This window comes from Pseudomonas sp. 7SR1, from assembly GCF_900156465.1.
Classification (GTDB): Bacteria; Pseudomonadota; Gammaproteobacteria; order Pseudomonadales; family Pseudomonadaceae; genus Aquipseudomonas.
Map to the genome: position 1 here is coordinate 232299 of NZ_LT707064.1, position 22239 is coordinate 254537.

25 protein-coding genes are annotated in these 22239 nt (G+C 59.9%); 4 read left to right on the top strand and 21 right to left on the bottom strand.

Translation table 11 applies throughout. The features are described from left to right. Positions 1-25: 25 nt before the first annotated feature. From BW992_RS01145 to BW992_RS01195, 11 genes are all read right to left on the bottom strand, one after another. Complete coding sequence (locus BW992_RS01145; protein WP_076405352.1) at positions 26-2317, bottom strand: phage tail protein; 2292 nt, start codon at positions 2315-2317, stop codon at positions 26-28. Then, positions 2318-2953: a phage tail protein I gene (locus tag BW992_RS01150; RefSeq protein ID WP_072432263.1), complete on the bottom strand. Its 636-nt coding sequence runs from the start codon at positions 2951-2953 to the stop codon at positions 2318-2320. Beyond that, complete coding sequence (locus BW992_RS01155; protein ID WP_072459442.1) at positions 2950-3945, bottom strand: baseplate J/gp47 family protein; 996 nt, start codon at positions 3943-3945, stop codon at positions 2950-2952. The genes BW992_RS01150 and BW992_RS01155 overlap by 4 nt, the downstream gene beginning before the upstream one ends. Then, on the bottom strand, positions 3942-4274 hold the full coding sequence (locus BW992_RS01160) for a phage baseplate protein (RefSeq protein ID WP_072432261.1): 333 nt from the start codon (positions 4272-4274) through the stop codon (positions 3942-3944). Before BW992_RS01160 ends, BW992_RS01155 begins: the two co-directional genes overlap by 4 nt. A gap of 10 nt (positions 4275-4284) precedes the next feature. Further along, on the bottom strand, positions 4285-4896 hold the full coding sequence (locus BW992_RS01165) for a phage baseplate assembly protein V (RefSeq protein ID WP_072387883.1): 612 nt from the start codon (positions 4894-4896) through the stop codon (positions 4285-4287). Positions 4897-4899: 3 nt separating this feature from the next. Continuing rightward, positions 4900-5412, bottom strand: coding sequence for a hypothetical protein (locus tag BW992_RS01170; RefSeq protein ID WP_072387885.1), 513 nt, complete (start codon positions 5410-5412; stop codon positions 4900-4902). Between the two features lie 36 nt (positions 5413-5448). Next, positions 5449-5799: a phage holin family protein gene (locus BW992_RS01175; RefSeq protein WP_072387887.1), complete on the bottom strand. Its 351-nt coding sequence runs from the start codon at positions 5797-5799 to the stop codon at positions 5449-5451. Between the two features lie 129 nt (positions 5800-5928). Further along, positions 5929-6357, bottom strand: coding sequence for a hypothetical protein (locus BW992_RS01180; protein WP_076405354.1), 429 nt, complete (start codon positions 6355-6357; stop codon positions 5929-5931). Between the two features lie 85 nt (positions 6358-6442). Then, complete coding sequence (locus tag BW992_RS01185) at positions 6443-7087, bottom strand: hypothetical protein (RefSeq protein ID WP_076407311.1); 645 nt, start codon at positions 7085-7087, stop codon at positions 6443-6445. Between the two features lie 20 nt (positions 7088-7107). Next, positions 7108-7290, bottom strand: a complete 183-nt coding sequence (locus tag BW992_RS27145; RefSeq protein ID WP_072387891.1) for a Com family DNA-binding transcriptional regulator — start codon at positions 7288-7290, stop codon at positions 7108-7110. 468 nt (positions 7291-7758) lie between these two features. Continuing rightward, a complete protein-coding gene (locus BW992_RS01195; RefSeq protein WP_072388731.1) occupies positions 7759-8493 on the bottom strand; it encodes a LexA family transcriptional regulator in 735 nt (244 codons plus the stop codon). 194 nt (positions 8494-8687) lie between these two features. Here BW992_RS01195 and BW992_RS27045 point away from each other — a divergent pair, with 194 nt between their 5' ends. From BW992_RS27045 to fdxA, 3 genes are all read left to right on the top strand, one after another. Further along, positions 8688-8855: a hypothetical protein gene (locus tag BW992_RS27045; RefSeq protein WP_168199556.1), complete on the top strand. Its 168-nt coding sequence runs from the start codon at positions 8688-8690 to the stop codon at positions 8853-8855. A 268-nt stretch (positions 8856-9123) separates the two neighbouring features. Beyond that, on the top strand, positions 9124-11691 hold the full coding sequence (mutS, locus tag BW992_RS01200; protein WP_172834647.1) for a DNA mismatch repair protein MutS: 2568 nt from the start codon (positions 9124-9126) through the stop codon (positions 11689-11691). Positions 11692-11833: 142 nt separating this feature from the next. After that, positions 11834-12157, top strand: a complete 324-nt coding sequence (gene fdxA / locus BW992_RS01205) for a ferredoxin FdxA (RefSeq protein ID WP_072387901.1) — start codon at positions 11834-11836, stop codon at positions 12155-12157. A 532-nt stretch (positions 12158-12689) separates the two neighbouring features. Here the strand turns inward: fdxA and rpoS are convergent. The 8 genes from rpoS to BW992_RS01245 form a co-directional block, all read right to left on the bottom strand. Then, entirely contained in the window at positions 12690-13700 is a 1011-nt protein-coding gene (gene rpoS / locus BW992_RS01210; RefSeq protein ID WP_072387904.1) for an RNA polymerase sigma factor RpoS, read from the bottom strand. 105 nt (positions 13701-13805) lie between these two features. Continuing rightward, complete coding sequence (locus BW992_RS01215; RefSeq protein WP_072387907.1) at positions 13806-14654, bottom strand: peptidoglycan DD-metalloendopeptidase family protein; 849 nt, start codon at positions 14652-14654, stop codon at positions 13806-13808. Positions 14655-14865: 211 nt separating this feature from the next. Next, complete coding sequence (locus tag BW992_RS01220) at positions 14866-15501, bottom strand: protein-L-isoaspartate(D-aspartate) O-methyltransferase (protein ID WP_172679635.1); 636 nt, start codon at positions 15499-15501, stop codon at positions 14866-14868. A gap of 41 nt (positions 15502-15542) precedes the next feature. Continuing rightward, positions 15543-16292 (bottom strand): 5'/3'-nucleotidase SurE, encoded by a 750-nt coding sequence (gene surE / locus BW992_RS01225; protein ID WP_072387909.1) that lies wholly within the window; start codon positions 16290-16292, stop codon positions 15543-15545. After that, entirely contained in the window at positions 16280-17338 is a 1059-nt protein-coding gene (truD, locus tag BW992_RS01230) for a tRNA pseudouridine(13) synthase TruD (RefSeq protein ID WP_072387911.1), read from the bottom strand. The genes surE and truD overlap by 13 nt, the downstream gene beginning before the upstream one ends. Beyond that, positions 17335-17808 (bottom strand): 2-C-methyl-D-erythritol 2,4-cyclodiphosphate synthase, encoded by a 474-nt coding sequence (ispF, locus tag BW992_RS01235; protein ID WP_072387913.1) that lies wholly within the window; start codon positions 17806-17808, stop codon positions 17335-17337. Before ispF ends, truD begins: the two co-directional genes overlap by 4 nt. A gap of 92 nt (positions 17809-17900) precedes the next feature. After that, positions 17901-18761, bottom strand: a complete 861-nt coding sequence (gene fghA / locus BW992_RS01240) for an S-formylglutathione hydrolase (protein ID WP_165887773.1) — start codon at positions 18759-18761, stop codon at positions 17901-17903. A gap of 83 nt (positions 18762-18844) precedes the next feature. Next, positions 18845-19957, bottom strand: coding sequence for an S-(hydroxymethyl)glutathione dehydrogenase/class III alcohol dehydrogenase (locus BW992_RS01245; protein WP_072387917.1), 1113 nt, complete (start codon positions 19955-19957; stop codon positions 18845-18847). A gap of 107 nt (positions 19958-20064) precedes the next feature. Here BW992_RS01245 and BW992_RS01250 point away from each other — a divergent pair, with 107 nt between their 5' ends. Next, the gene (locus tag BW992_RS01250; RefSeq protein WP_072387919.1) at positions 20065-20961 is read left to right on the top strand and encodes a LysR substrate-binding domain-containing protein; all 897 of its coding nucleotides are present in this window, start codon (positions 20065-20067) and stop codon (positions 20959-20961) included. A 165-nt stretch (positions 20962-21126) separates the two neighbouring features. Here BW992_RS01250 and ispD read toward each other — a convergent pair whose 3' ends face one another. Together ispD and ftsB are read right to left on the bottom strand one after the other, a co-directional pair. Beyond that, the gene (gene ispD, locus BW992_RS01255; RefSeq protein WP_072387921.1) at positions 21127-21834 is read right to left on the bottom strand and encodes a 2-C-methyl-D-erythritol 4-phosphate cytidylyltransferase; all 708 of its coding nucleotides are present in this window, start codon (positions 21832-21834) and stop codon (positions 21127-21129) included. After that, positions 21831-22109 (bottom strand): cell division protein FtsB, encoded by a 279-nt coding sequence (ftsB, locus tag BW992_RS01260; RefSeq protein WP_072387923.1) that lies wholly within the window; start codon positions 22107-22109, stop codon positions 21831-21833. The genes ispD and ftsB overlap by 4 nt, the downstream gene beginning before the upstream one ends. Positions 22110-22239 lie beyond the last annotated feature (130 nt).

A 22239-nucleotide genomic window follows, 5' to 3' on the forward strand; every position in this document is an offset into this window, starting at 1 on the left:
ATAGATTAGACATTCTCTTAGTCCCTCAATAACCAATGGCTAATAGAAAGATGGCATCACCACCCGTCGCAAGTTGACTTGCCAAGGACGCTGACACATTAGGACTTCCAGAAGTGGGATGAGCACCACATGCATACATGCTTGTGCCAGAGGCCGTAGCGTCATTACTTGCGAACACACGAAGAGCTGCGTTAGGAAATGCTATGGGATAAGTCCATGTGCCAACCCCATTTGTAGTACCGCCAACACCCCATTGGACGATTAAACCGCTTGGGAGCTTTTGGTAGCCATTACCACTGAGATTGGAGCCAAACTGACCACTGTGTTTGTTAATTTGAGATCCGCCAACCATTCGCCAAGCCGTGCCGACATTTACAAGCGTCACCGAGTCAAGTGCTTCAATAATAAATGACGAAATAGTGGTTCCCCCACCAGGGCCAGGTGCAAGGATATCGGTCCCTGCGCACGCCAGTGTGACGTTTGAAGCGCCTGCAGAAAAATGGATCATCGCTCCCAGAGGCACATCAGACTTCGGAGGAAGCGTAATAGTCTTATTACTGAGCAACCCGTTCCCTACCAACTGAACGCCACAATGTGCAACGGTAAGACTGATCGCATCGGTAACGAGGACGACAGCACCAAGGTTACCCATCAAAGCTCTCAACGCCGTCGACTGTGCGTCACGCGTTGATCCATCCTCTGCATACCAGGCCGTCCCCCCGGCGGTTGACAGGGTAAGGGTATCCCGCGGTCCTAACACAACACTCCCCCCAGCTCCGACTCCAGGGATGCCCGTCATGTAGTCCGCCCCCTGCAAAGTCAGGGTTACCGCAGCTGTCGATACATTGGTGAACGTAACGACTCCTCCGTTGCCTGCGGTATTCGCCATGGGAAGCGTGACAGTGAATGGGGTCACAGAGTTCAGCATGTAAGACATGCCAAACGTGTTGGCAGCGGACAAGGTCACGTTCGCGCTCAAGCTGCCAACGGCCGCATGGTTACCTGAGTTCTTCCTAACAAACTCAGTCGTAGCCAGCAACTTGCTGCTGTCGAACTGCGCCGCGGTAGCACCAAACACCCTGGAGTATTGCAATTGCGCGGATCCAGCAGCCCACCAGGCGCTCGCACCATTACCGGTTAGTTCTAAAGTGGCACCTACTTGTAACTCAATACTCGTAATCTGTCCGGCACCCGAGTTTATGCTGTCAGTGCCAGCACAAACGACAGTGACAACGCCGCTGCCAATATTGCGGAAATGGATCGCCCCACCATAGGGTAAAGCGTTGACCGGCGGCAGGGTGAGTGTGAACGACCCGATGGCCGTAACCAACGTGCCAGCGGCAGCCGCCGTCAATGTGGCCGCTGCCGTAACGTTGGTGAAGCCGCGATAGTTACCGGCGGCACGCATAACGTATTCCGTCGTCGCGATCGACTTCGTGTTGTCGAATAGCGGCGGCGTATTGGCCGTCGGATTAACGAGCACCGGCGAATTGAGCGGCGCAAATCCTTGAGTGATGTTCTGAAACGTCAAGGCCGTAGTGCCCAGTACAATCGTACCGTCGGTAATCAACTGCCAGATCGTGTTGGCAAGCGTCGCGCCCTCCTCCACCGAGACAATCAACCCCGAAGTCACTTCGGCGCTCGCATCGGCATCCTTTGCCCGAACCCAAGCGTCGTTCGCGGCCACGTAAATACCGTTGTCTTTCGCCAAGGTCTGGGCCTTGACCAAGACCCGATTCCCGGCGATAACCGCAACACCATCGATGGCTTGCGCGCCACTCAAGGCAATGTTGGCCGTTGTCGCCACCCGCACCGACTGCTTCCTGTCGAGTTTGGCGAGTTCCTCGGCCACATAGCCGGCCACCCAGGCCCGCGTAGCCTTGACGATCGTGTCGTCAATCAACAACGTCACCAGCTCAGCATTGCCGGTCTCGAAAATCGACCGAATGTAGAACTCTTTGCCCGAGCCGGACGTCGCCAACACCGGTTTGAACGACTCCGGGTATTTGACAATCGCATACAGAATCCCGGTATCGGTCCAGATCCCGGCCTCTCGCACATACCAGCCGCCCACTTCAGGCGGGATAGTCACTTCAGCCAGCAACCAGCTCGGGTTTTTCTCATCCTGGAACAGCGCATTGATCGGCCCGCGCCACACTTCGCGTTTGAGCGCCGTAGCGGTGGCGGCTGGGTTGTAGACCTCGCCGCCGCCATCACCGACGGAAATCTGCGACAGCTTGATGGGTGTGCCCGCCGCCTTGCAGGCGGTTTCGTAGGCGATCCCCGCATCGGTGAGTAGGGTGTAGTAGTCGGCCATTTAGGACCCCTGTGGATAAATAGTGGAGGTTTCGACGCTGTAGAGCCCGGCGGCCATGAAAGCCTGGCCCGAGGCTTCCAGTCCTTCGATGACGATCGGATAAACCGTGGTCAGTTCGCCGCACAGCGTGGCGGCGCCGATGACGTGACGGCCGAATGCACTCAAGCCGACAGACACCTTCAAGGTGTCGCGTTCGCTTTTGGCATCCGCCAGGCGACGGTCGAGACGGGTGTCGATTTCTTCGCTGTAGGGCTGCTCGGTAAATGCCCTGACGGAAAAACTGTAGGGCGGGCCAGGGGGTGTTTGCTCATACCAGGCGCGCACTTCAGGCATCAGTTGCAAACCCTTGGCAGCATTTTCCAGCGCCTTTCGCGTCCCGGCCTGCCGGGCGGTGGGCCAGGCGAGTTCAACGGTCAGGCGCTTTTCAGCTTCGGGAGCCGTGGAGCTCCACTCGTTGACCCCACGATCCGCCGCGAGATACGGCAGGAACGCCAACGGCGTGGCGGCCGGGTTCATCAGCTCGGGAAACGGCGGATCGATGCGTTCGAGCAGCCGAGCGAACCCCAGGTCCAGTGCCCTTTCCAAGGGTGAACTGTTGGCCGGCAACAGACTCGGGCGAGGTGTGTCGTCACTCATAGCGTTTGCACCTCGACCTCGACGCCCGTGCAATACGGTGCCTGGAAAGCCGTGGTCACGATCGGCTCCAGCGGTTCGAGAATCTCGAGCTGGACCGCGCCGGCGCTGTGCAGCGTGTAGTCGATCCAGCTCGGGTCCACCCGACCTTCCAGTCGATGACACGCCTCGGCGTAGTCCCGCAATTGCCGTTCTGCGGCAACCTGGGTCAAGCCTGAATCCGGGCCGGCATTGATCTTCGCCACGACGCGGATCTTGTAAGGCTTGATCTGCGCGGCCTGCACGATGACCAGATCGGTTTCCGGTCGTACGTCAGGCCGGGCGAAGTGCCGGCGAACACCGTCCAGCAGCGCTTCGGACGGCGTGCCATCACCCTCCCGGGACAACACCGTCACGGTGACTTCACCCGGGGCTGTCCGGCGTCCGTTGCCGTCCTTGACCTGCGCGGCGAGACCGTCCGGATCGAATGTGTAGGTCACGTTCACGACACCGCCAGCCGCACTGTCCACCTTCACCACTGGCCGTTCACCCAAGGTAAAAATCTCCCGCCGATACTGCATGCGCGAGCCGGCCGCTGGCGCATGGGGCGCCAGGTAGTAGCGCAACCGCGCATCGTCATCGCTCTCGTAGACCGGGGGGATGGGCGGGAACGCTGCCGGGTCGCCTGGGTCAAGCAACTGACGCTCAAGGCCCATGTCCGCGAGACGAGCGTCGAGGTTGGTGCCCGTGGCCCACCACGCCAACATCTGCTTGATGCGGGCGTTGTACTTGCGTTCGTGGGTTTGCAGCCGTACGCAGAACGCCTCAAGCGCCAGGGTCAGCAGTTCGCTTTCGTTTTCAAGACTGTCCACCAGCTTCGCCGCGCTGGTGGGAGAGCGTGCGGCAACGTACTCCACCACGAAGGTCTTGAATTCTGCTAGCAGATCCTCGAACGCTTCGACGGTCACGATGGCAGGTTCGGCCAACTGATTCTGGCCGGGGATCAACATGCTCATGTCACCACCTCGAAAGTCTGTTTGCGGTTTTTCCAGATGCCGGCGAAGCGCAGCAGCAGCCCGGCACCATGCCGGCTGGCCACGATGACTTGCGGTTCGAAGTCACCGATGCCGTTGTGCGGGTTGTAGAACGCCTGGGCCGCGTGGCTCTGGGCCAGGATCAGCAGATCGTCGCCGAGGTTCTGTCCCAGCAGTTGCGTCAGTGCGCAGCCGTACAAGGGGCGTTTCTGACGCGTGCCCAGAGGCGTGGTCAACGCCCGGGTGGCGCGCTGCACGAACTGCAGCCAGTCGTCCACCGTCACGCCGGTGTTTCTATCGATTCCGATCATGGGAAGCTCTTTATGCGGTACTGATGACGCGTCCCTGGTGATCCACCAACGGGCCGCTCAGGTGCACACCGGAGGCGTCGAGCCGAATGCCGACGGCGCCCAGTTGCAGTTCTATCGTCTCTGGGCTCATCGCCAGCCGCGCCGGACCGATGCTCAGTTCCAGGGATTCACGGGAACCGGCGAATGCGGTGGGGCCGTTGTTCCAGTGCAGGACATGGCTGGTATGGTCGTAGCCGCTCTCCGTGCCGTCCTGATAGAGCCGACGCGTCAGCGAGGCCTGTGTCGAGACGGGCGGAAACTGACCGCCATTGAGACCGAACAACGCCACCGACTGACCGCCGCCATCGCCACCACCGTGGTTCAATAGCAGGCACTGCTCGCCAATCGAGGGGATCCGCGATTCGCTCTGGGCACCGGCACTCGGGTTGAAGAACCGGATCGCCGGGGTCAACAGATCCCCATGGCTGACCCGACACGTGTTGCTGGCCGCATCCACTTCCTGACAGACACCGATGCGGCAGAAGCTGTCGGCGCGTCGATGCAGGTCTTCCAGCTCGGCTTCCACCTCGGCCAGGCGCTCGATGATCGGCCCCAGGTGCAGGCGTACAAGTCCATCGAACATGGTTCAGGCCTCAAGTGAGGTGTATTGATCCGGGTCGTCGATGTTCGACACTTCCCAGGTACGGGCAAATTTCGGGATACCCGAGGGGTCGTCCAGCAGCGTCGGACCCAGGTACAGGGTTTGAGTGAATGAAAGGGTCCAGGCGGTATAGGACCGGGTCCCGCCGCTAAAGACGGACGCGATACCCTCGACATCCGCTGGCCGACTGCATTGCTCGGCCGACAGACCCCAGCGGTTGTCGACGATCAGGCGTTTCAACTCACTGGCCAGATCGCAGGCCGCCAACCCCGCGCCCGGCGACACGACTTGCATGGACAGCGTCAGGACATGGGCAATGCGTGCGTCGTTGGCACGGTTGCCTGACGCATCGCGCTCGATGGCGATCAAGACCCAAGGCTGATCGCCGGTGTCGTCGAAGTCCTGGAGGCTCCCGACCTTCAGGCCGGGAAACGTGGTACGCAGCGTCTCGGCAATGGCGGAAAACAACTGCGATGGTTTTTCAATGAGAACGGGCATTGGATGGCCTCTTTGCTGTGGGCTGGGGCACCGGGCTCACTGTTGGTCGGAACGGGAATCCGGCGGTGGCATTTCGCAGATACCAATCCGCTTGGCGACCCAGCGCTCGTACAGCCCGATGGCCACGTCGGCGCCAGCCATGGCGGTCAGGCAACCCAGGGCGCAAGCACTCCAGATCGACATGCCGAGGGCATACAGCAGCATGATTGCCGAGACACCGCAGATCACGCAGGCACCGGAGCGCAAGGCCAGGCGCCGTAACAGGGACCAACCGCGCGCCCCTTCCTTGTCGGCACGCCACATCTCGCCGGACACCCCGCCCACCAGGGCGAGCACGATGACCAGCCAGATCGGCATGTCCAGCAACGCTTGTTGCTCGTTTGTCATGTCTCGTTTCCTGGGGTGATTAAGATTGGGCGGGTAAGTTGTTTGAAGTTGAAAGAGATTGGGTCGTTGCAACCCATTGAGTCACTGGAAGCAGCGTTCAAACGTTGGCCAGGTCACTGAAGATTGAAATCACTTTGGCGCAGCGCAGGTCGCGCCTTTGTAAGTCATGGTGTAGGTGTAGTGCCTGTCCCAGGGCAGTGGCAGCGCACTGGGTGCGGCCCATTCCGCGTAGTTACCCGACATCGAACCAGCGACAGCTAACTTACCCATGGCAATGGTCGCGAGATTGTTAGCGCTCCCTGCACCCGGCATTGGCACACTCCCGTTCCATTGGAGATCGTCCCCGTTCTGGAACCATGCGCCCTTCCAGCCGGCCTGGGAACTCGAGTACCAGGTATTGTCTGTTTTGAAACAGATCGTCTGGTTGGCATAAAAACCACCGCCCGGAACATGGTAGGAAGCGAATTGCCAGGAACCGACAGGTGAGAGTTCGGCAAACGCGTGGAGGGTCTGGCTCGACAGGACGGCTGCGAGCAGCATGCTGAGCAATTTTTTCACTGGTTTTCTTCCCTTAGATAAATGGTTTTTTGAGGCGCGTTGATACAACTCTTTTAACTGGATGCCTCCGGAGCCCCTATTGCGTCTACCGAGTAATCAGCATGTCCACACTGGTCGCGTCGCAAGAGTTGTTCGCCTTCCTGTCGATGACCAGATAAAGCAAAGACGTCGGCATGACTGCGACGTTGTTCAACATGAACGTAGTGCTACCGCCGTTTGCCAGGCTCCCCGACTGGAGCACTGTGTCGCCCAGGTTGAGCGACCAGCCAATACCATCCCCACAGGCGTTATGCAGGTCGTTGACCCGACCCAACACGTTGATGTTGCCGGTGACAGGACTGGCCCAGCGGAAGATGCTCTGGCTGTTGGTGCCGGGATGTGTGGCTACGTCGCCCCGCTTGAATACGAAACTGGTACCTGAACCCGTGAAGGTGAAATTTGCGTTGGGAATGGAAATCCAGGCTCCCGTAGCATCGTCCCGCCAGCAGGTGGTTGGCTGGCCATTGCATGTCCCCCCCTGGAACGTAGGAAAGAGCGTGTAGTTGGCCGAGACATTCACCCCCGATTTGTTTTGCATGAACGACCACGGCGAACCGGCCGGTGCAGCTTCGGTCATCAGGTACATGTCCCGGGCCAGGTTCCACGACATGGCCGTATCAGCCCAAGTGTTCAGGGATACGGAGGACGACAGAAACGCAGTCGCCAGTAGGATTTTTTTGAGCAATTTCACTTTTCTTACCTCGCTGAATGTCATTGAGCACGGAGTGCAGGGTCTATTCCGCACGCTGTTCGCTCACCGGCGTTCACTCGAGGCTCAACGGCCTTCACATGATTCAACGTCCCACACCGAGAACATTTGATCTGGAGTTCGGTGTTCTCGCCCACGCGGGCCAGAAGTCGTTTGCAGTGACCGCATCTGAAATCCTTCAGCATCGGAAGCCCTCCATTGGCGGTGGTGATGTGTTTGAACGCACCTTACGGTGCAGGCATTCCAAAAAGCCCGGTTGCCCCAGGCTTTTCAGTAATGCGCTTGATCTTTCGGCGCGACTGGCGCGGTACGGATCCATTCAAATTGTTCCTCCGGCCGCGGTCCCTGCCCGCCGGATAACTGCTTCTGGTGCTTTACGCTGCACACCTGGGCCAGTTGCCAACCCTCTGAACCGTTGAGGCCGGTTCATCGCTGCCTGTGGGTGAAACTAAAGAGCGGTTGTTGCCAGCCACTTTGTCGAGCGGCTTGGACACAGAATATGCATGTATGCATATCCAGTCAATGCGAAAATGCATTTATTTATGCACGAAGAATGCGTAAATGCATGGAGCCCTTGCAGATACGGGGTTGCGGGCTTTCGAGAGGCGAAAAAAAACCCGCACGACGGCGGGTTTTATCTGACAGCGAAGAGGTTAGCGGGCGTACATGCCCCACCAGAAGACGTGACCGAGGATGACGATTTGCTCATCCTGCATTTCCTGGAAGGTGTAGTCCTCGTCTGGGTGTTCTTCGCGATTGAAACTGCGCAGGCGGATACCGGTAGGCAAGCGGTAGAGCTGTTTCACCCGCAGCTGGCCGTTGTGATTGATGGCGTAGAGGTCGCCGTCGACAATGTCGCCGATCCCGCATTTGCCTGCGTTCACCCCGACCGTGGCCCCATCGCGCAGTACTGGCAGCATGCTGTTGCCGCGCACCGTCACGCATTTGGCCTGGTCGAACTGCACGCCGTTATGGCGCAGGCTGCGCTTGCCAAAGCGCAGGCTGGAGCGCTCGCTCTCCTCGATGACGAATCTTCCTGATCCAGCAGCCAATTCAACCTCACGCAGAAAGGGAACCGAGACCTCGTCTTCTTCGACAGGGGTATCGTCGTCCCACAGGCTTATGTCCTTGAGTTCGGAATGCGGCTCGTCGCGGCGCCCGCTGCCAACGGGCGAAAGATCGGCGCGCCCGCGCAACTGGTCGGTGCTCACGGCAAAATACTCGGCGATCTTCGAGATATGCTTATCCGAAGGATCGACGATCTTGCCGCTGAGGATCCGCGAGAGGGTTGACTGAGGCACGCCGGTACGCCGGTGAAGCTCCGTGGGGGAGATCCCGTGCTGATCGAGCAATGCTCTTAATACGGTAGAAACGTTGCGTTTTTGCATAACGCGCATGATGCTTGTTCTTTTTGCGGAATACAAATGCTGAATTGCATATATCTGCACATTTCCATGTGGATCCATTGCTCAAGCATATCGACAACTCGGGACGACTTTATAAAGCTGGTGGCGATAAAAATTGACTACCCTATCCCTGCCGACCTAGAGGCCACGCTCGGGCCACCATCCGGAGCGCACCTATGATCTCGATCAAGCTAGGTTTGACTAAAGGGGCCAAAAGCACCTTTGCCGATTTTATTCGCAATGCAAAATCGGACCAAAAGAAGCGTGTTTACAGCGAGGTTTTGATTGAAGCTACCAAGCAGCAGAATCAGTTGATGATGCAAGCCGAGGCGAAACGAACCTAATATCCAGATTTCAAGAGAAGCCCGACCAAGCGTCGGGTTTTTTATTATCTCCAGCCCATGCTCCGTAAGGCGACTGCAGGCACTCCGGCGGCAAGAAATACCCAAGGGTCAGAAATCCTGCTTTACCAAAGCGATGGAAGACGCTCATCCCTGGGTCCCACCAGACCACCCATGTTAACCTTGCGCCCATCGCGGAAAAGCCGGGCCAATGCCCCTCCTTTTGCCCCACACCTTTCAACGAGCTTGCCTGACACCCATGAACACCGCCGTGAACGACCTGTCCTCCCACACGCCGATGATGCAGCAATACTGGCGCCTGAAGAACCAGCATCCCGATCAGTTGATGTTCTACCGCATGGGCGACTTCTACGAAATCTTCTACGAGGATGCGAAGAAGGCCGCCAAGTTGTTGGACATCACCCTGACGGCGCGTGGGCAATCGGCGGGCATGGCGATTCCGATGTGTGGGATTCCTTACCATGCGGCGGAAGGTTACCTGGCGAAGCTGGTCAAGCTCGGCGAATCCGTGGTGATCTGCGAGCAAGTCGGCGACCCGGCCACCAGCAAGGGCCCCGTGGAACGCCAAGTCGTGCGGATCATCACCCCGGGTACGGTCAGTGACGAGGCCTTGCTGGATGAACGCCGGGACAACCTGATCGCCGCAGTGCTGGGGGACGAGCGTCTGTTCGGCCTAGCGGTGCTGGACATCACCAGCGGCAATTTCTCGGTGCTGGAAATCAAGGGTTGGGAAAACCTGCTGGCGGAGCTGGAGCGGGTCAATCCTGTGGAACTGCTGATTCCCGACGACTGGCCCAAGGATCTGCCGGCAGAAAAACGCCGTGGCGTACGTCGCCGCGCGCCGTGGGATTTCGAACGTGATTCGGCGCTGAAAAGCCTCTGCCAACAGTTCGCCACCCAGGACCTCAAGGGCTTCGGCTGTGAAAACCTGACCCTGGCCATCGGCGCGGCCGGCTGCCTGCTGGCCTACGCCAAGGAAACCCAACGCACCGCCCTGCCCCATTTGCGCAGCCTGCGCCATGAGCGTCTGGACGACACGGTGGTGCTGGACGGTGCCAGCCGCCGCAACCTGGAATTGGACACCAACCTGGCCGGCGGGCGCGACAACACTTTGCAATCGGTGGTCGACCGCTGCCAGACCGCCATGGGCAGCCGCTTGCTCACCCGCTGGCTGAACCGCCCCCTGCGAGACCTGACGGTGTTGCTGGCCCGACAGACGTCGATTACCTGCTTGCTGGACCGGTACCGCTTCGAACAATTGCAGCCACAGCTCAAGGAAATCGGCGACATCGAGCGGATCCTGGCGCGTATCGGCCTGCGCAACGCCCGCCCCCGTGACCTGGCGCGCCTGCGCGACGCCCTGGGCGTCTTGCCCGAACTCCAGGCAGCGATGACCGATCTCGAGGCCCCGCACCTGCAGCATCTGGCGCGCAACACCAGCACCTACCCGGAGCTGGCCGCGCTGCTTGAAAAAGCGATCATCGACAACCCGCCGGCAGTGATCCGTGACGGCGGCGTCCTGAAGACCGGCTACGATGCCGAGCTCGACGAACTGCAAGCCCTGAGCGAAAACGCCGGCCAGTTCCTCATCGACCTGGAAGCCCGGGAAAAAGCTCGCACCGGCCTGACCAACCTCAAGGTCGGCTATAACCGCATCCATGGTTATTTCATCGAGTTGCCGAGCAAGCAGGCCGAACAGGCCCCGGCCGACTACATTCGTCGCCAGACCCTCAAGGGTGCCGAGCGCTTCATCACCCCGGAACTCAAGGCGTTCGAAGACAAGGCCCTGTCGGCCAAGAGCCGCGCCCTGGCACGGGAGAAGATGCTCTATGACGCCCTTCTCGAGGATCTGATCAGCCAACTGCCGCCGCTACAGGACACCGCTGCCGCGCTGGCGGAGCTGGACGTATTGAGCAACCTGGCCGAGCGAGCCTTGAACCTGGACCTGAACTGCCCGCGCTTCGTCAGCGAACCGTGCATGCGCATCAGCCAAGGTCGTCACCCAGTGGTCGAGCAGGTACTGACCACCCCGTTCGTGGCCAACGATCTGAGCCTGGACGACAATACCCGCATGCTGGTAATCACCGGTCCGAACATGGGCGGTAAATCCACCTATATGCGCCAGACCGCCCTGATCGTGCTGCTGGCTCACATCGGCAGTTTCGTACCGGCAGCCAGCTGCGAGTTATCCCTGGTGGACCGCATCTTCACCCGGATCGGCTCCAGCGATGACCTGGCCGGCGGGCGCTCGACCTTCATGGTGGAAATGAGCGAGACCGCCAATATCCTGCACAACGCCACCGAGCGCAGCCTGGTGCTGATGGACGAAGTGGGACGCGGCACCAGCACCTTCGACGGCCTGTCGCTGGCCTGGGCGGCGGCGGAACGACTGGCACAGCTGCGCGCCTATACGTTGTTCGCAACTCACTATTTCGAGTTGACGGTGCTGCCGGAAAGCCAGCCGCTGGTGGCCAACGTCCACCTCAATGCCACCGAGCACAATGATCGAATCGTGTTCCTGCACCATGTACTGCCCGGCCCGGCCAGCCAGAGCTACGGCCTGGCGGTGGCACAGCTCGCCGGCGTGCCTGGCGACGTGATCAGCCGCGCCCGGGAGCACTTGAGCCGCCTGGAAACCACCAGCCTGCCCCACGAAGCACCGCGCCCGGCCAAGGGCAAACCCGCCGCCCCGCAGCAAAGCGACCTGTTCGCCAGCCTGCCGCATCCGGTACTCGATGAACTGGCCAAGCTCGACCTGGACGACTTCACCCCACGCCGGGCATTGGATTTACTCTATACATTGAAGACACGGATCTAACGCACAGGCTTTCAAGCTGTTAGAATCTCGCGCGGTTTGGGATGCTGCAGGCAACTAGCCTGGTCTGCAGACTATCGCTCCCAAACCTGGCGAGCCCACCGTGAAGGGTCTTCGCTGCCGCCGCCTGAGGAGAAAACTAGAAATGACCTTCGTCGTCACCGACAACTGCATCAAGTGCAAGTACACCGACTGCGTAGAAGTCTGTCCGGTGGACTGCTTCTACGAAGGGCCTAACTTCCTGGTCATTCACCCGGACGAGTGCATTGACTGCGCCCTGTGTGAACCGGAATGCCCGGCACAAGCCATCTTCTCGGAGGACGAAGTGCCGGCCGGCATGGAGAACTTCATCGAGCTGAACGCCGAGCTGGCGGATATCTGGCCGAACATCACCGAGAAGAAAGACGCCCTGCCAGACGCTGAAGAGTGGGATGGCAAGCCAGGCAAGATCGCGGACCTCGAACGCTGATCCTTCCTGCGCTCATCGAAAAGGCCCCTTGCGGGCCTTTTTGCTTTTGCGAATTCAAGGAATTACAGGCAAAAAAAAGGGGCGGTTTGACCCGCCCACATTTTTTCCCTAATCCCTTTGATCCTTTTCATCATCCTGATGAATCGCATCCTGCGATGTCCTTCCTTCCCCATCGTCCGTGACGGGTGTGTCTGTCCGTCGACACAGGACTGATATTAGTGTTTTCCCAGGTGAGTGCAACGCGGCTGATACAGGTGGCTTGCTCTGTCACGCCACATTCACAAAATAAAAAACCTTACAAATCATATAAATACAAAAAAATCACAGTGCTTATAGCTGTCTGTCCCGCCAATGAGAAACCGATCACTTACGCAACACTAGGCAAAGGCTTACACGCTGAATCTATAAATAGAGAAGGCGTAGAAATCCCTCGCCACAAGCGTGCATCGCAGAGCGTAGTGCTCGATACATCTGCTCAAAAACGGAAAAACCCCGAACCAGTCGGGGCTTTTCTCGCTGCGCTGCACTCGGGTTACTGAAACAGCGACTCACTCGACAGGCCATTCTTCTCCAGGATCTCCCGCAAGCGCTTGAGGCCTTCCACCTGGATCTGCCTGACCCTTTCCCGGGTCAAGCCGATTTCCAGGCCGACGTCTTCGAGGGTGCTGCTTTCATGGCCGCGCAGGCCAAAACGCCGGATCACCACCTCCCGTTGCTTGTCCGTCAGTTCCGAGAGCCACTGATCGATGCTCTGGGACAAGTCGTCATCCTGGAGCAGTTCGCAAGGGTCGGTGGGGCGTTCGTCAGTGAGGGTGTCCAGCAGGGTCTTGTCCGAATCCGGCCCCAGCGAGACGTCCACGGAGGAAACCCGCTCGTTGAGTCCGAGCATGCGCTTGACCTCGCCCACCGGTTTTTCCAGCAGGTTGGCGATTTCTTCCGGTGAAGGCTCATGGTCGAGCTTCTGGGTCAGCTCGCGGGCGGCCCGCAGGTAGACATTCAGCTCCTTGACCACGTGGATCGGTAGCCGGATCGTACGGGTCTGATTCATGATCGCCCGTTCGATGGTCTGGCGAATCCACCAGGTGGCATAGGTCGAGAAACGGAACCCCCGTTCAGGGTCGAATTTCTCGACGGCGCGGATCAATCCCAGGTTGCCCTCTTCGATCAGGTCCAGCAACGAGAGCCCACGATTGACGTAACGTCGGGCGATTTTCACCACCAGGCGCAGGTTGCTTTCAATCATGCGTTTCCGACCGGCCGGGTCGCCACTTTGCGACAGCCGCGCAAAATGAACTTCTTCCTCTGGGGAGAGCAGTGGCGAGAAACCGATTTCGTTGAGGTACAGCTGAGTGGCGTCCAGCGCCCGGGTGTAATCGATGTACTTATGTTGTTTAAGTGAAGCGGAGTGTCTGGATTTGGCACGAACGGAAGGTGGAGATGACGCCCCTTCATCATTCGACATCGAATCCATAGCGATGCCGGTCTCCATAAGGAGAACCTCATCGTCGATGTCAAACTCCGGCACTTCTTTACTGAGAGCCATTGTTATAGTCCTTTGGTGAGTTCGACCTCAAGCTCGAGCGACGCCTTTATCCTTGGCAACGCTGGAGCCTGTTCCCTCTACGTGACGGAACAGGCTGACAACCTATCAACGACGTGGCAGGAATTGCAGCGGATCTACCGGTTTACCTTGTCGGCGAATCTCAAAATGCAGTTTCACCCGGTCTGTACCCGTCGACCCCATTTCGGCAATTGTCTGTCCGACCTTGACCTGCTGCCCCTCCCGAACCAACAGCCTGCGGTTGTGACCGTAGGCACTGACGTAGGTATCGCTGTGTTTGATGATCACGAGTTCGCCGTAGCCCCTCAAACCACTCCCGGCGTACACAACCGTGCCATCAGACGCGGCTAAAACAGGCTGTCCCAAATCTCCGGCGATATCAATTCCTTTATTCAAACTACCGTTTGAAGAGAATTTTCCAATAAGAACGCCATTAGAAGGCCATCCCCAGCCTGTCGGGGCGGGGCCTGCCGGAGGCAGTGGAGCGGGGGCCGGTTTGTTCGCGACGGACGGTACTGTCGCCGTCGCAGCCCCCACTGGCCGGCGTATCACCGTGGTTTTACTCGAAGACGAAGGCGTCGATCCGGACTGGGTGACCACCGCGGTTGGCGTTGAACCGCTGCGACCATCGAAGCGAATCGTCTGACCTGGATGAATGGTATAGGGCGCAGGAATGTTGTTACGCGCCGCGAGAGCCTTGTAGTCCCAGCCATAGCGAAAAGCGATGGAAAACAGCGTATCGCCGCGACGGACTACATACTGACCGGTCGTTACTGTAGGACGTTGCGGCGCAGCATTGTTGCGATCGACGACCCGGACATTACCCGATGGTGTACTGGAACAACCGACCAGCAAGAAGCTGCTCAAGACAAGGCCAGTCAACAGGCGCTGAAAGCTCGTGATACTCATACGCTGCGCAATGACTGTGAGACTCACCCGCCGCTCCCTTTGTGGTGGCTGAAAAAATGGAAACTGCCTGTCCAGGCAGAGGTGGCGCGAGTATAACGGGCCGCGCCCACCCTTCTATCAATGACGCGCGGGACGCTACCGCACACGTTTGCTCGCCGCCGTTGAAGCGTATTCGACAAATCGATGCCGCTGTAAGACACAGCCAGCGTCACGGAATTCAGCCTCTGTTTATAAATGCTCAGGCCAACGGCCCATTGAGTAACGGCACGAACCGCACCGCCCCCAGGACGTGTCGCGAAAAGCCATGTTCTTCCCGCACGATCAGCATCAATTGCTGTACTTCGCCGGCGCCCACCGGGATGACCATGCGTCCACCCGGTGCGAGTTGATCCAACAGGGCCTGGGGCACATCGGTCGCCACGGCCGTGACGATGATTCCGTTATAAGGCGCCAGGGCTGGCCAGCCTTCCCAGCCGTCGCCCCAGCGAAATACCACGTTGCGCAGGTTCAGCTCCACCAGGCGCTCCTTGGCGCGATCCTGCAGCACCTTGATCCGTTCCACGGAAAACACCCGCTCCACCAGTTGCGACAAGACCGCCGTCTGGTAACCCGAACCGGTGCCGATCTCCAGCACCTTGTCCAGCGGGCCCGCCTCCAGCAGCAACTCGCTCATGCGAGCCACCATATAAGGCTGGGAAATGGTCTGGTTATGGCCGATCGGCAACGCCGTGTCTTCATAGGCCCGATGGGCCAGGGCTTCATCGACGAACAGATGCCGCGGCGTACGGCGAATCACTTCCAGCACCTGGGCGTTGGACAGACCTTCTTCGTAGAGCCGCTGGATCAGTCGTTCACGGGTCCGCTGGGAAGTCATGCCGATCCCGCGGCGTAGCATATCGTCTTGCTCACGAGCCATCAGTGCAGCCCCTCCAGCCAGCCATCGAGATGTCGGAAGGCATCATTGAAGGTGCGGTCGAGCTGCAACGGCGTGATCGAGACATAACCTTGCATCACCGCATGGAAATCCGTGCCCGGCCCGCCATCCTCGGCATCACCGGCGGCGGCGATCCAGTAGCCGGCCTTGCCCCGCGGGTCGACCACATGCATGGGCCGGGCGGCGCGGGCGCGGTGGCCCAGGCGGGTCAGCTGGATGCCGCGGATATGGTCCAGAGGCAGGTTCGGGATATTCACGTTCAGCACCGTGCGTGGCGGCAGGTCCAGTTCACCGTGGGCCTGCACCAACTTACGGGCGAAATAGGCGGCAGTGGGCAAATTGTCGACCTGCCGCGAAACGAACGAGAAAGCAAACGACGGATGATCGAGGAAGCGACCTTCCAGGGCAGCGGCGACCGTACCGGAATAAAGCACGTCATCGCCCAGGTTGGCCCCCAGGTTGATACCCGAAACCACCATGTCCGGTTCGCGTTCCAGCAAACCGTTGAGGCCCAGGTGCACGCAGTCGGTGGGGGTGCCGTTGAGACTGATGAAACCGTTATCCAGGTAGCAGGGGTGCAGCGGACGATCGAGCGTCAGCGAGCTGCTGGCGCCGCTTTTGTCCTGGTCCGGGGCGATGACCACGCACTCGGCAAAATCCGCCAGCGCAGCATAAAGCGCGGCAAGACCGGGTGCTGTCACCCCGTCGTCGTTAGAAATCAGAATACGCATGGGCTGTCCGTCTGCCCTACCGGCACCAGATCGACGAGTTCGCGCACCAAGGCAGTGGCGAAACATCCGGCCGGCAGGACGAATTCCAGTTGCAGAATGTCAGGCTGGGGATAATGCCACGACAGCCCGCCAATGGGCAGTCGCAGGATGCGACGTTCGTGATTCATTCCCGCGTTTATCAACCAGTCCCGCAGATCGGCCTCCCCCTCGGCAACAGCCTGTTCCAGCTCGAAGGTGGCGCCAGCGGCGGGCGAAGGCCCCTCGCCCCACTGCGGTCCGGTCGGGTGCAGGTCGAGGATTGCCAGGCGCGGATCGCTGCATTCGGCTTCGCCGGCAGGGAAAAAACTGCGGCTGTCGGTGAAGGCCAGCAAGTCGCCAACCTGTGCCTTTTGCCAGGTTCCATCGGCTACCCGTGCCGCCAGTACCCGATTGAACAGATAACTGCGCGCGGCGGATAACAGCCTCGAGCGTACATTGCGCTGCTCCGGCAGGGCGCTGCGGGCAGCCCAGGCGCGCGCATCCACGACATTGCCGCCATCGTGCCCGAACCGCTGGGCGCCGAAATAGTTGGGGATGCCCTGGCGAGCGATCGTCTGCAGGCGAGCATCGACCGCCGCGCTGTCGCCCTTGAACCCAGTGAGCCGCAAGGTAAAGCCATTGGCCGAATGCGCGCCACGTTGCAGCTTGCGCCTGTGGCGGGCGGTCTTGAGAATCTTCAGTGTGTCGTTCTGCGCCGCCGAAAGGTCCGGGTCGGCCTTGCCGGGCAACTGGATGCTGAACCATTGCCGGGTCAGGGCCTGGCGGTCCTTGAGTCCCGCGTAGCTGACGGTGCGCAACGGCACGCCGGCAGCCTTGGCAATGCGCCGGGCGGCCTCCTCGGTGTTCAGGTCACGCTTTTCAACCCAGAGCCACAGGTGCTCGCCATCGCCGGTCAGTGGAATATCCAGCACTTCATCGACCTGGAAATCCTCGGCGGTGGCTTTCAGTACCGCACTGCCCAGCGACTCACCATAGGCACGCGGCCCCAACAGTTCCAGTTCGGTCATGGGCGCAGCAACAAGGCAACGGAATGGACGGCGATGCCTTCTTCGCGGCCGACGAAGCCCAGCTTCTCGGTGGTGGTGGCCTTCACGTTCACCTGGTCGATGCCGACCTGGAGATCCTCGGCGATCAACTGGCGCATCGTTTCGATGTGCGGTGCCATCTTCGGAGCCTGGGCCACGATGGTGTTGTCGACATTGCCGACCGTCCAGCCCTTGGCGTGGATCAGCGACACCACGTGGCGCAGCAGCGCACGGCTGTCGGCGCCCTTGAATTGCGGATCGGTATCAGGGAAATGCTTGCCGATATCGCCCAACGCGGCGGCGCCGAGCAAGGCATCGCTCAAGGCGTGCAGCAAGACGTCACCATCAGAATGCGCGAGCAGCCCGAAACCATGTGCGATCCGCACACCGCCCAGAGTAATGAAATCGCCTTCAGTGAACCGGTGAACATCATAGCCGTGGCCAATACGCATAAAAAAACGCCCTGATTTCTGTCAGGGCGTGATTCTACCTGCATTAGAGGTAGGGGTGTTCTCAATTAGTCTTCCCGGCGTGGTGGAAAAAACTAACCGATTGCCCTCCCGAGCGCGCGGGCATGATGTTGCAGGTGATCGTCGATGAAACTGGCGATGAAGTAGTAGCTGTGGTCATAGCCCGGTTGCAGGCGCAACTCCAGGGGATGGCCGGCCGCCTTTGCCGCCTGCTGCAAGGCTTCGGGCTTGAGCTGGTTGGCCAGGAAGTCGTCACGGTCGCCCTGGTCCACCAGCAAGGGCAGCTTCTCCTCCGCTTCGGCGATCAGCGCACAGGCATCCCATTCCCGCCATTTGGAACGGTCCTCTCCCAGGTAACGGGAAAAAGCCTTTTGCCCCCAGGGGCAATCCATCGGATTGGTGATCGGCGAAAATGCCGACACCGACTGGTAACGACCCGGATTGCGCAAGGCGCAGACCAGCGCCCCATGCCCACCCATGGAGTGCCCGCTGATACTGCGCTTGTCCGAGGCGGGGAAATGGGTCTCGACGAGCGCAGGCAACTCCTGCACCACGTAGTCATACATCCGATAGTGCCGCGCCCAGGGTTCCTGCGTGGCATTCAGATAAAATCCCGCGCCCAGGCCGAAGTCCCAGGCACCGTCCGGATCCCCCGGTACATCGGCCCCACGGGGGCTGGTGTCCGGCGCGACAATGATCAACCCCAGCTCGGCGGCCATGCGCTGGGCGCCGGCCTTCTGCATGAAGTTCTCGTCGGTGCAGGTCAGCCCCGACAGCCAGTACAGCACAGGCAGCTTGCCGCCCTGCTCGGCCTGGGGTGGCAGGTAGACGGCGAATACCATGTCACAGCCAAGCACTTCGGAACGATGCCGGTAACGCTTGTGCCAGCCGCCGAAGCTTTTCTGGCAAGAGATGTTTTCGAGGTTCATGGACATTCCAGTGGCAAGCGCCAAGCTTCAAGCTGCAAGAGAGTGCCAGGCCTACTTGCAGCTTGTAGCTCGCCGCTTGCCGCTGCTCCTTAGAAATGAATGACGGTGCGGATGCTCTTGCCTTCATGCATCAGGTCGAAAGCCTTGTTGATGTCTTCCAGGCCCATGGTATGAGTGATGAAAGTATCCAGTGGAATCTCGCCCTTCTCGGCCATTTCCACGTAGCTCGGCAGTTCGCTGCGACCACGCACGCCACCAAACGCCGAACCGCGCCAGACGCGCCCCGTCACCAACTGGAATGGACGGGTGGAGATTTCCTGGCCGGCACCGGCCACGCCGATGATTACCGACTCGCCCCAGCCCTTGTGGCAGCACTCCAATGCGGCACGCATCAGCTGGACGTTGCCGATGCATTCGAAGGAAAAGTCCACGCCGCCATCGGTCATGTCCACGATGACCTCCTGGATCGGACGGTCGAAGTCCTTCGGATTGACGAAATCGGTGGCGCCCAGTTGCCGGGCGATTTCGAACTTGGACGGGTTGATGTCGATGGCGATGATGCGCGAGGCCTGGGCTTTCACGGCGCCGATCACAGCCGACAGGCCGATGCCGCCCAGGCCGAAGATCGCCACGGTATCACCCGGCTTGACCTTGGCCGTATTGAGCACCGCGCCGATACCGGTGGTGACGCCACATCCCAACAGGCAGACTTTTTCCAGCGGTGCATCCTTGGCGATCTTGGCGACGGAGATTTCCGGCAACACGGTGTACTCGGAGAAAGTCGAGGTTCCCATGTAGTGGAAGATCGTCTCGCCCTTGTAGGAAAAACGCGAAGTGCCATCCGGCATCAGGCCCTTGCCCTGGGTAGCACGGATGGCCTGGCAGAGGTTGGTCTTGCCCGACTTACAGAATTTGCACTGGCCGCACTCGGGTGTGTACAGCGGAATCACATGGTCGCCCACCGCCACGGAGGTCACGCCTTCGCCAATGGCCTCGACGATGGCGCCGCCTTCATGACCGAGGATCGACGGAAAAATCCCTTCCGGGTCGGCACCCGACAGCGTGTAGGCGTCAGTGTGGCAGACACCGGAAGCCACCACGCGCAGCAACACTTCGCCAGCCTTGGGCATGGCGACGTCGACTTCAACGATTTCCAGGGGTTTCTTGGCCTCGAAGGCAACGGCGGCGCGCGACTTGATCATCCTGTAGCTCCAGCAAATAAAAACGAGACAGGGAGTGTAATCCGCCTGCAGCCAGGGAATAATCCAGCCAAAAGCAAAACATTATTGCCATACAGGGATAATCCTCCATGTCCGATAATCGCTGGGAAGGGATCGACGAGTTCGTCGCCGTGGCCGAATGCAGTCAGTTCACCGCCGCAGCGGAGCGTCTTGGTGTGTCGTCTTCCCACATCAGCCGCCAAATCGTACGGCTTGAGGAGCGTCTTCAGACCCGACTGCTTTATCGCAGCACCCGCCGCGTCACGCTCACCGAGGCCGGGCAGACGTTCCTGCAGCACTGCCAACGCCTGCAGGATGGCCGCGAGGAAGCCCTTCGCGCGGTGGGCGACCTCGCCAGCGAGCCCAAGGGCATGCTGCGAATGACTTGTGCCGTGGCCTATGGCGAACGTTTCATCGTGCCGCTGGTGACACGTTTCATGGGACTTTATCCACAACTGCGGGTGGACATCGAACTGAGCAACCGCCCCCTCGATCTCGTCCATGAAGGACTGGACCTGGCGATCCGCCTGGGCCGCTTGCAGGACTCACGTCTGATTGCCACCCGCCTGGCGCCACGGCGCATGTACTTGTGTGCCTCGCCGTCCTATCTGGAACGGTATGGCCGGCCCCATAGCCTGTCGGAGTTGAGCCGCCACAATTGCCTGATCGGTAGCTCCGATCTTTGGCAACTGGAACAGAACGGGCGGGAATTTTCCCAACGAGTGCAGGGAAACTGGCGCTGCAACAGCGGGCAAGCGGTGCTGGATGCGGCGTTGCAAGGGGTGGGGTTGTGTCAGTTGCCGGATTACTACGTGCTGGAGCATCTGCACAATGGTGCGTTGATCTCGCTGTTGGAAGCCCATCAGCCGCCGAATACGGCAGTATGGGCGTTATATCCACAGCAGCGACATCTGTCGCCCAAGGTGCGCAAGCTGGTGGATTACTTGAAGGAAGGGTTGGCGCAGCGGCCCGAATATCGGGGGTGACCGGGTCTTTGTTGCCTGGGCTGAGGTTATCGCGAGTAAGCTCGCTCCCACAGGGGTTTATCGTCGAATGATGGACAACTGCTCACACCGGTTCATTGTCGGAGCGAGCTTGCTCGCGATGACGTCGGCCCAGATGATGTCAATCCAACGAGGGGCAGATCCCGCTTAATGCCGATTCGCCCAACGCTGGCGCAACCACTCCAGGTCTTCGGGTCGAGTGACCTTGATATTGTCGGCCCGCCCTTCGATCAACCGTGGTGCCTGTCCCGCCCATTCCATGGCGGAGGCTTCATCGGTAATCACCGCGTCCGCGACCAGGCTGTCGGCAAGGGCCCGATGCAAGGCACCGAGGCGAAACATCTGCGGTGTATAGGCTTGCCAGATCACGCTGCGGTCGATGGTTTCCAGCACTCGGCCATGCCGGTCGACCCGCTTGAGGGTGTCGCGCGCCGGAACAGCCAGCAGGCCGCCGACCGGATCGCTCGCCAGTTCGCCGAGCAATGTATCGAGATCGTCCCGGGCCAGGTTGGGCCGGGCGGCGTCATGCACCAGCACCCAATCGTGATCGTCGGCACCCTGGGCATGCAGGTGCAACAAGGCATTGAGCACCGAGTCCGAACGCTGCGCGCCGCCGTCCACGCGCTGGATGCGCGGGTCGTTGGCGCAGGCCAGGGTTGGCCAGTAGGGATCGTCGCATGCAACGCTGACCACCACGCCCTTGACGGTCGGATGATCGAGGAAACAGCCAAGGCTGTGTTCGAGAATTGTGCGTCCGCCCAGTTGCAGGTACTGCTTGGGACGGTCCGCAGCCATACGGGCTCCGACGCCCGCGGCAGGAATCACGGCCCAGAAGGCCGGCAAACGAATACTCATTGGGCCAACTGGTAGAGGGTCTCGCCCTCCTTGACCATGCCCAACTCATGGCGAGCCCGCTCTTCGACGGTCTCCATGCCTTTTTTCAGCTCCATCACTTCGGCGTCCATCACCCGGTTGCGCTCCAGCAGTGCCTCGTTCTCGGCACGCTGCTCGGCAATCTGCTGAGTCAGGTCGGCCACTTGCGCCAGGCTGCCATTACCTACCCACAGGCGGTACTGCAGGCCGGCCAGCAACAGGAGCAAGACAAGAAACAACCAATTGGGACTGCGCATCGAATATCGGGTATCCAGTGAAAAAAGACCGCCATGCCAAACTTTGAAGCACCTGATAGCACGAAGCCTGGAAAACCCAGGCTTGTGCTTGATAAGGCATCAGATTAGAGGGAAAGCCACCGTTATGGCG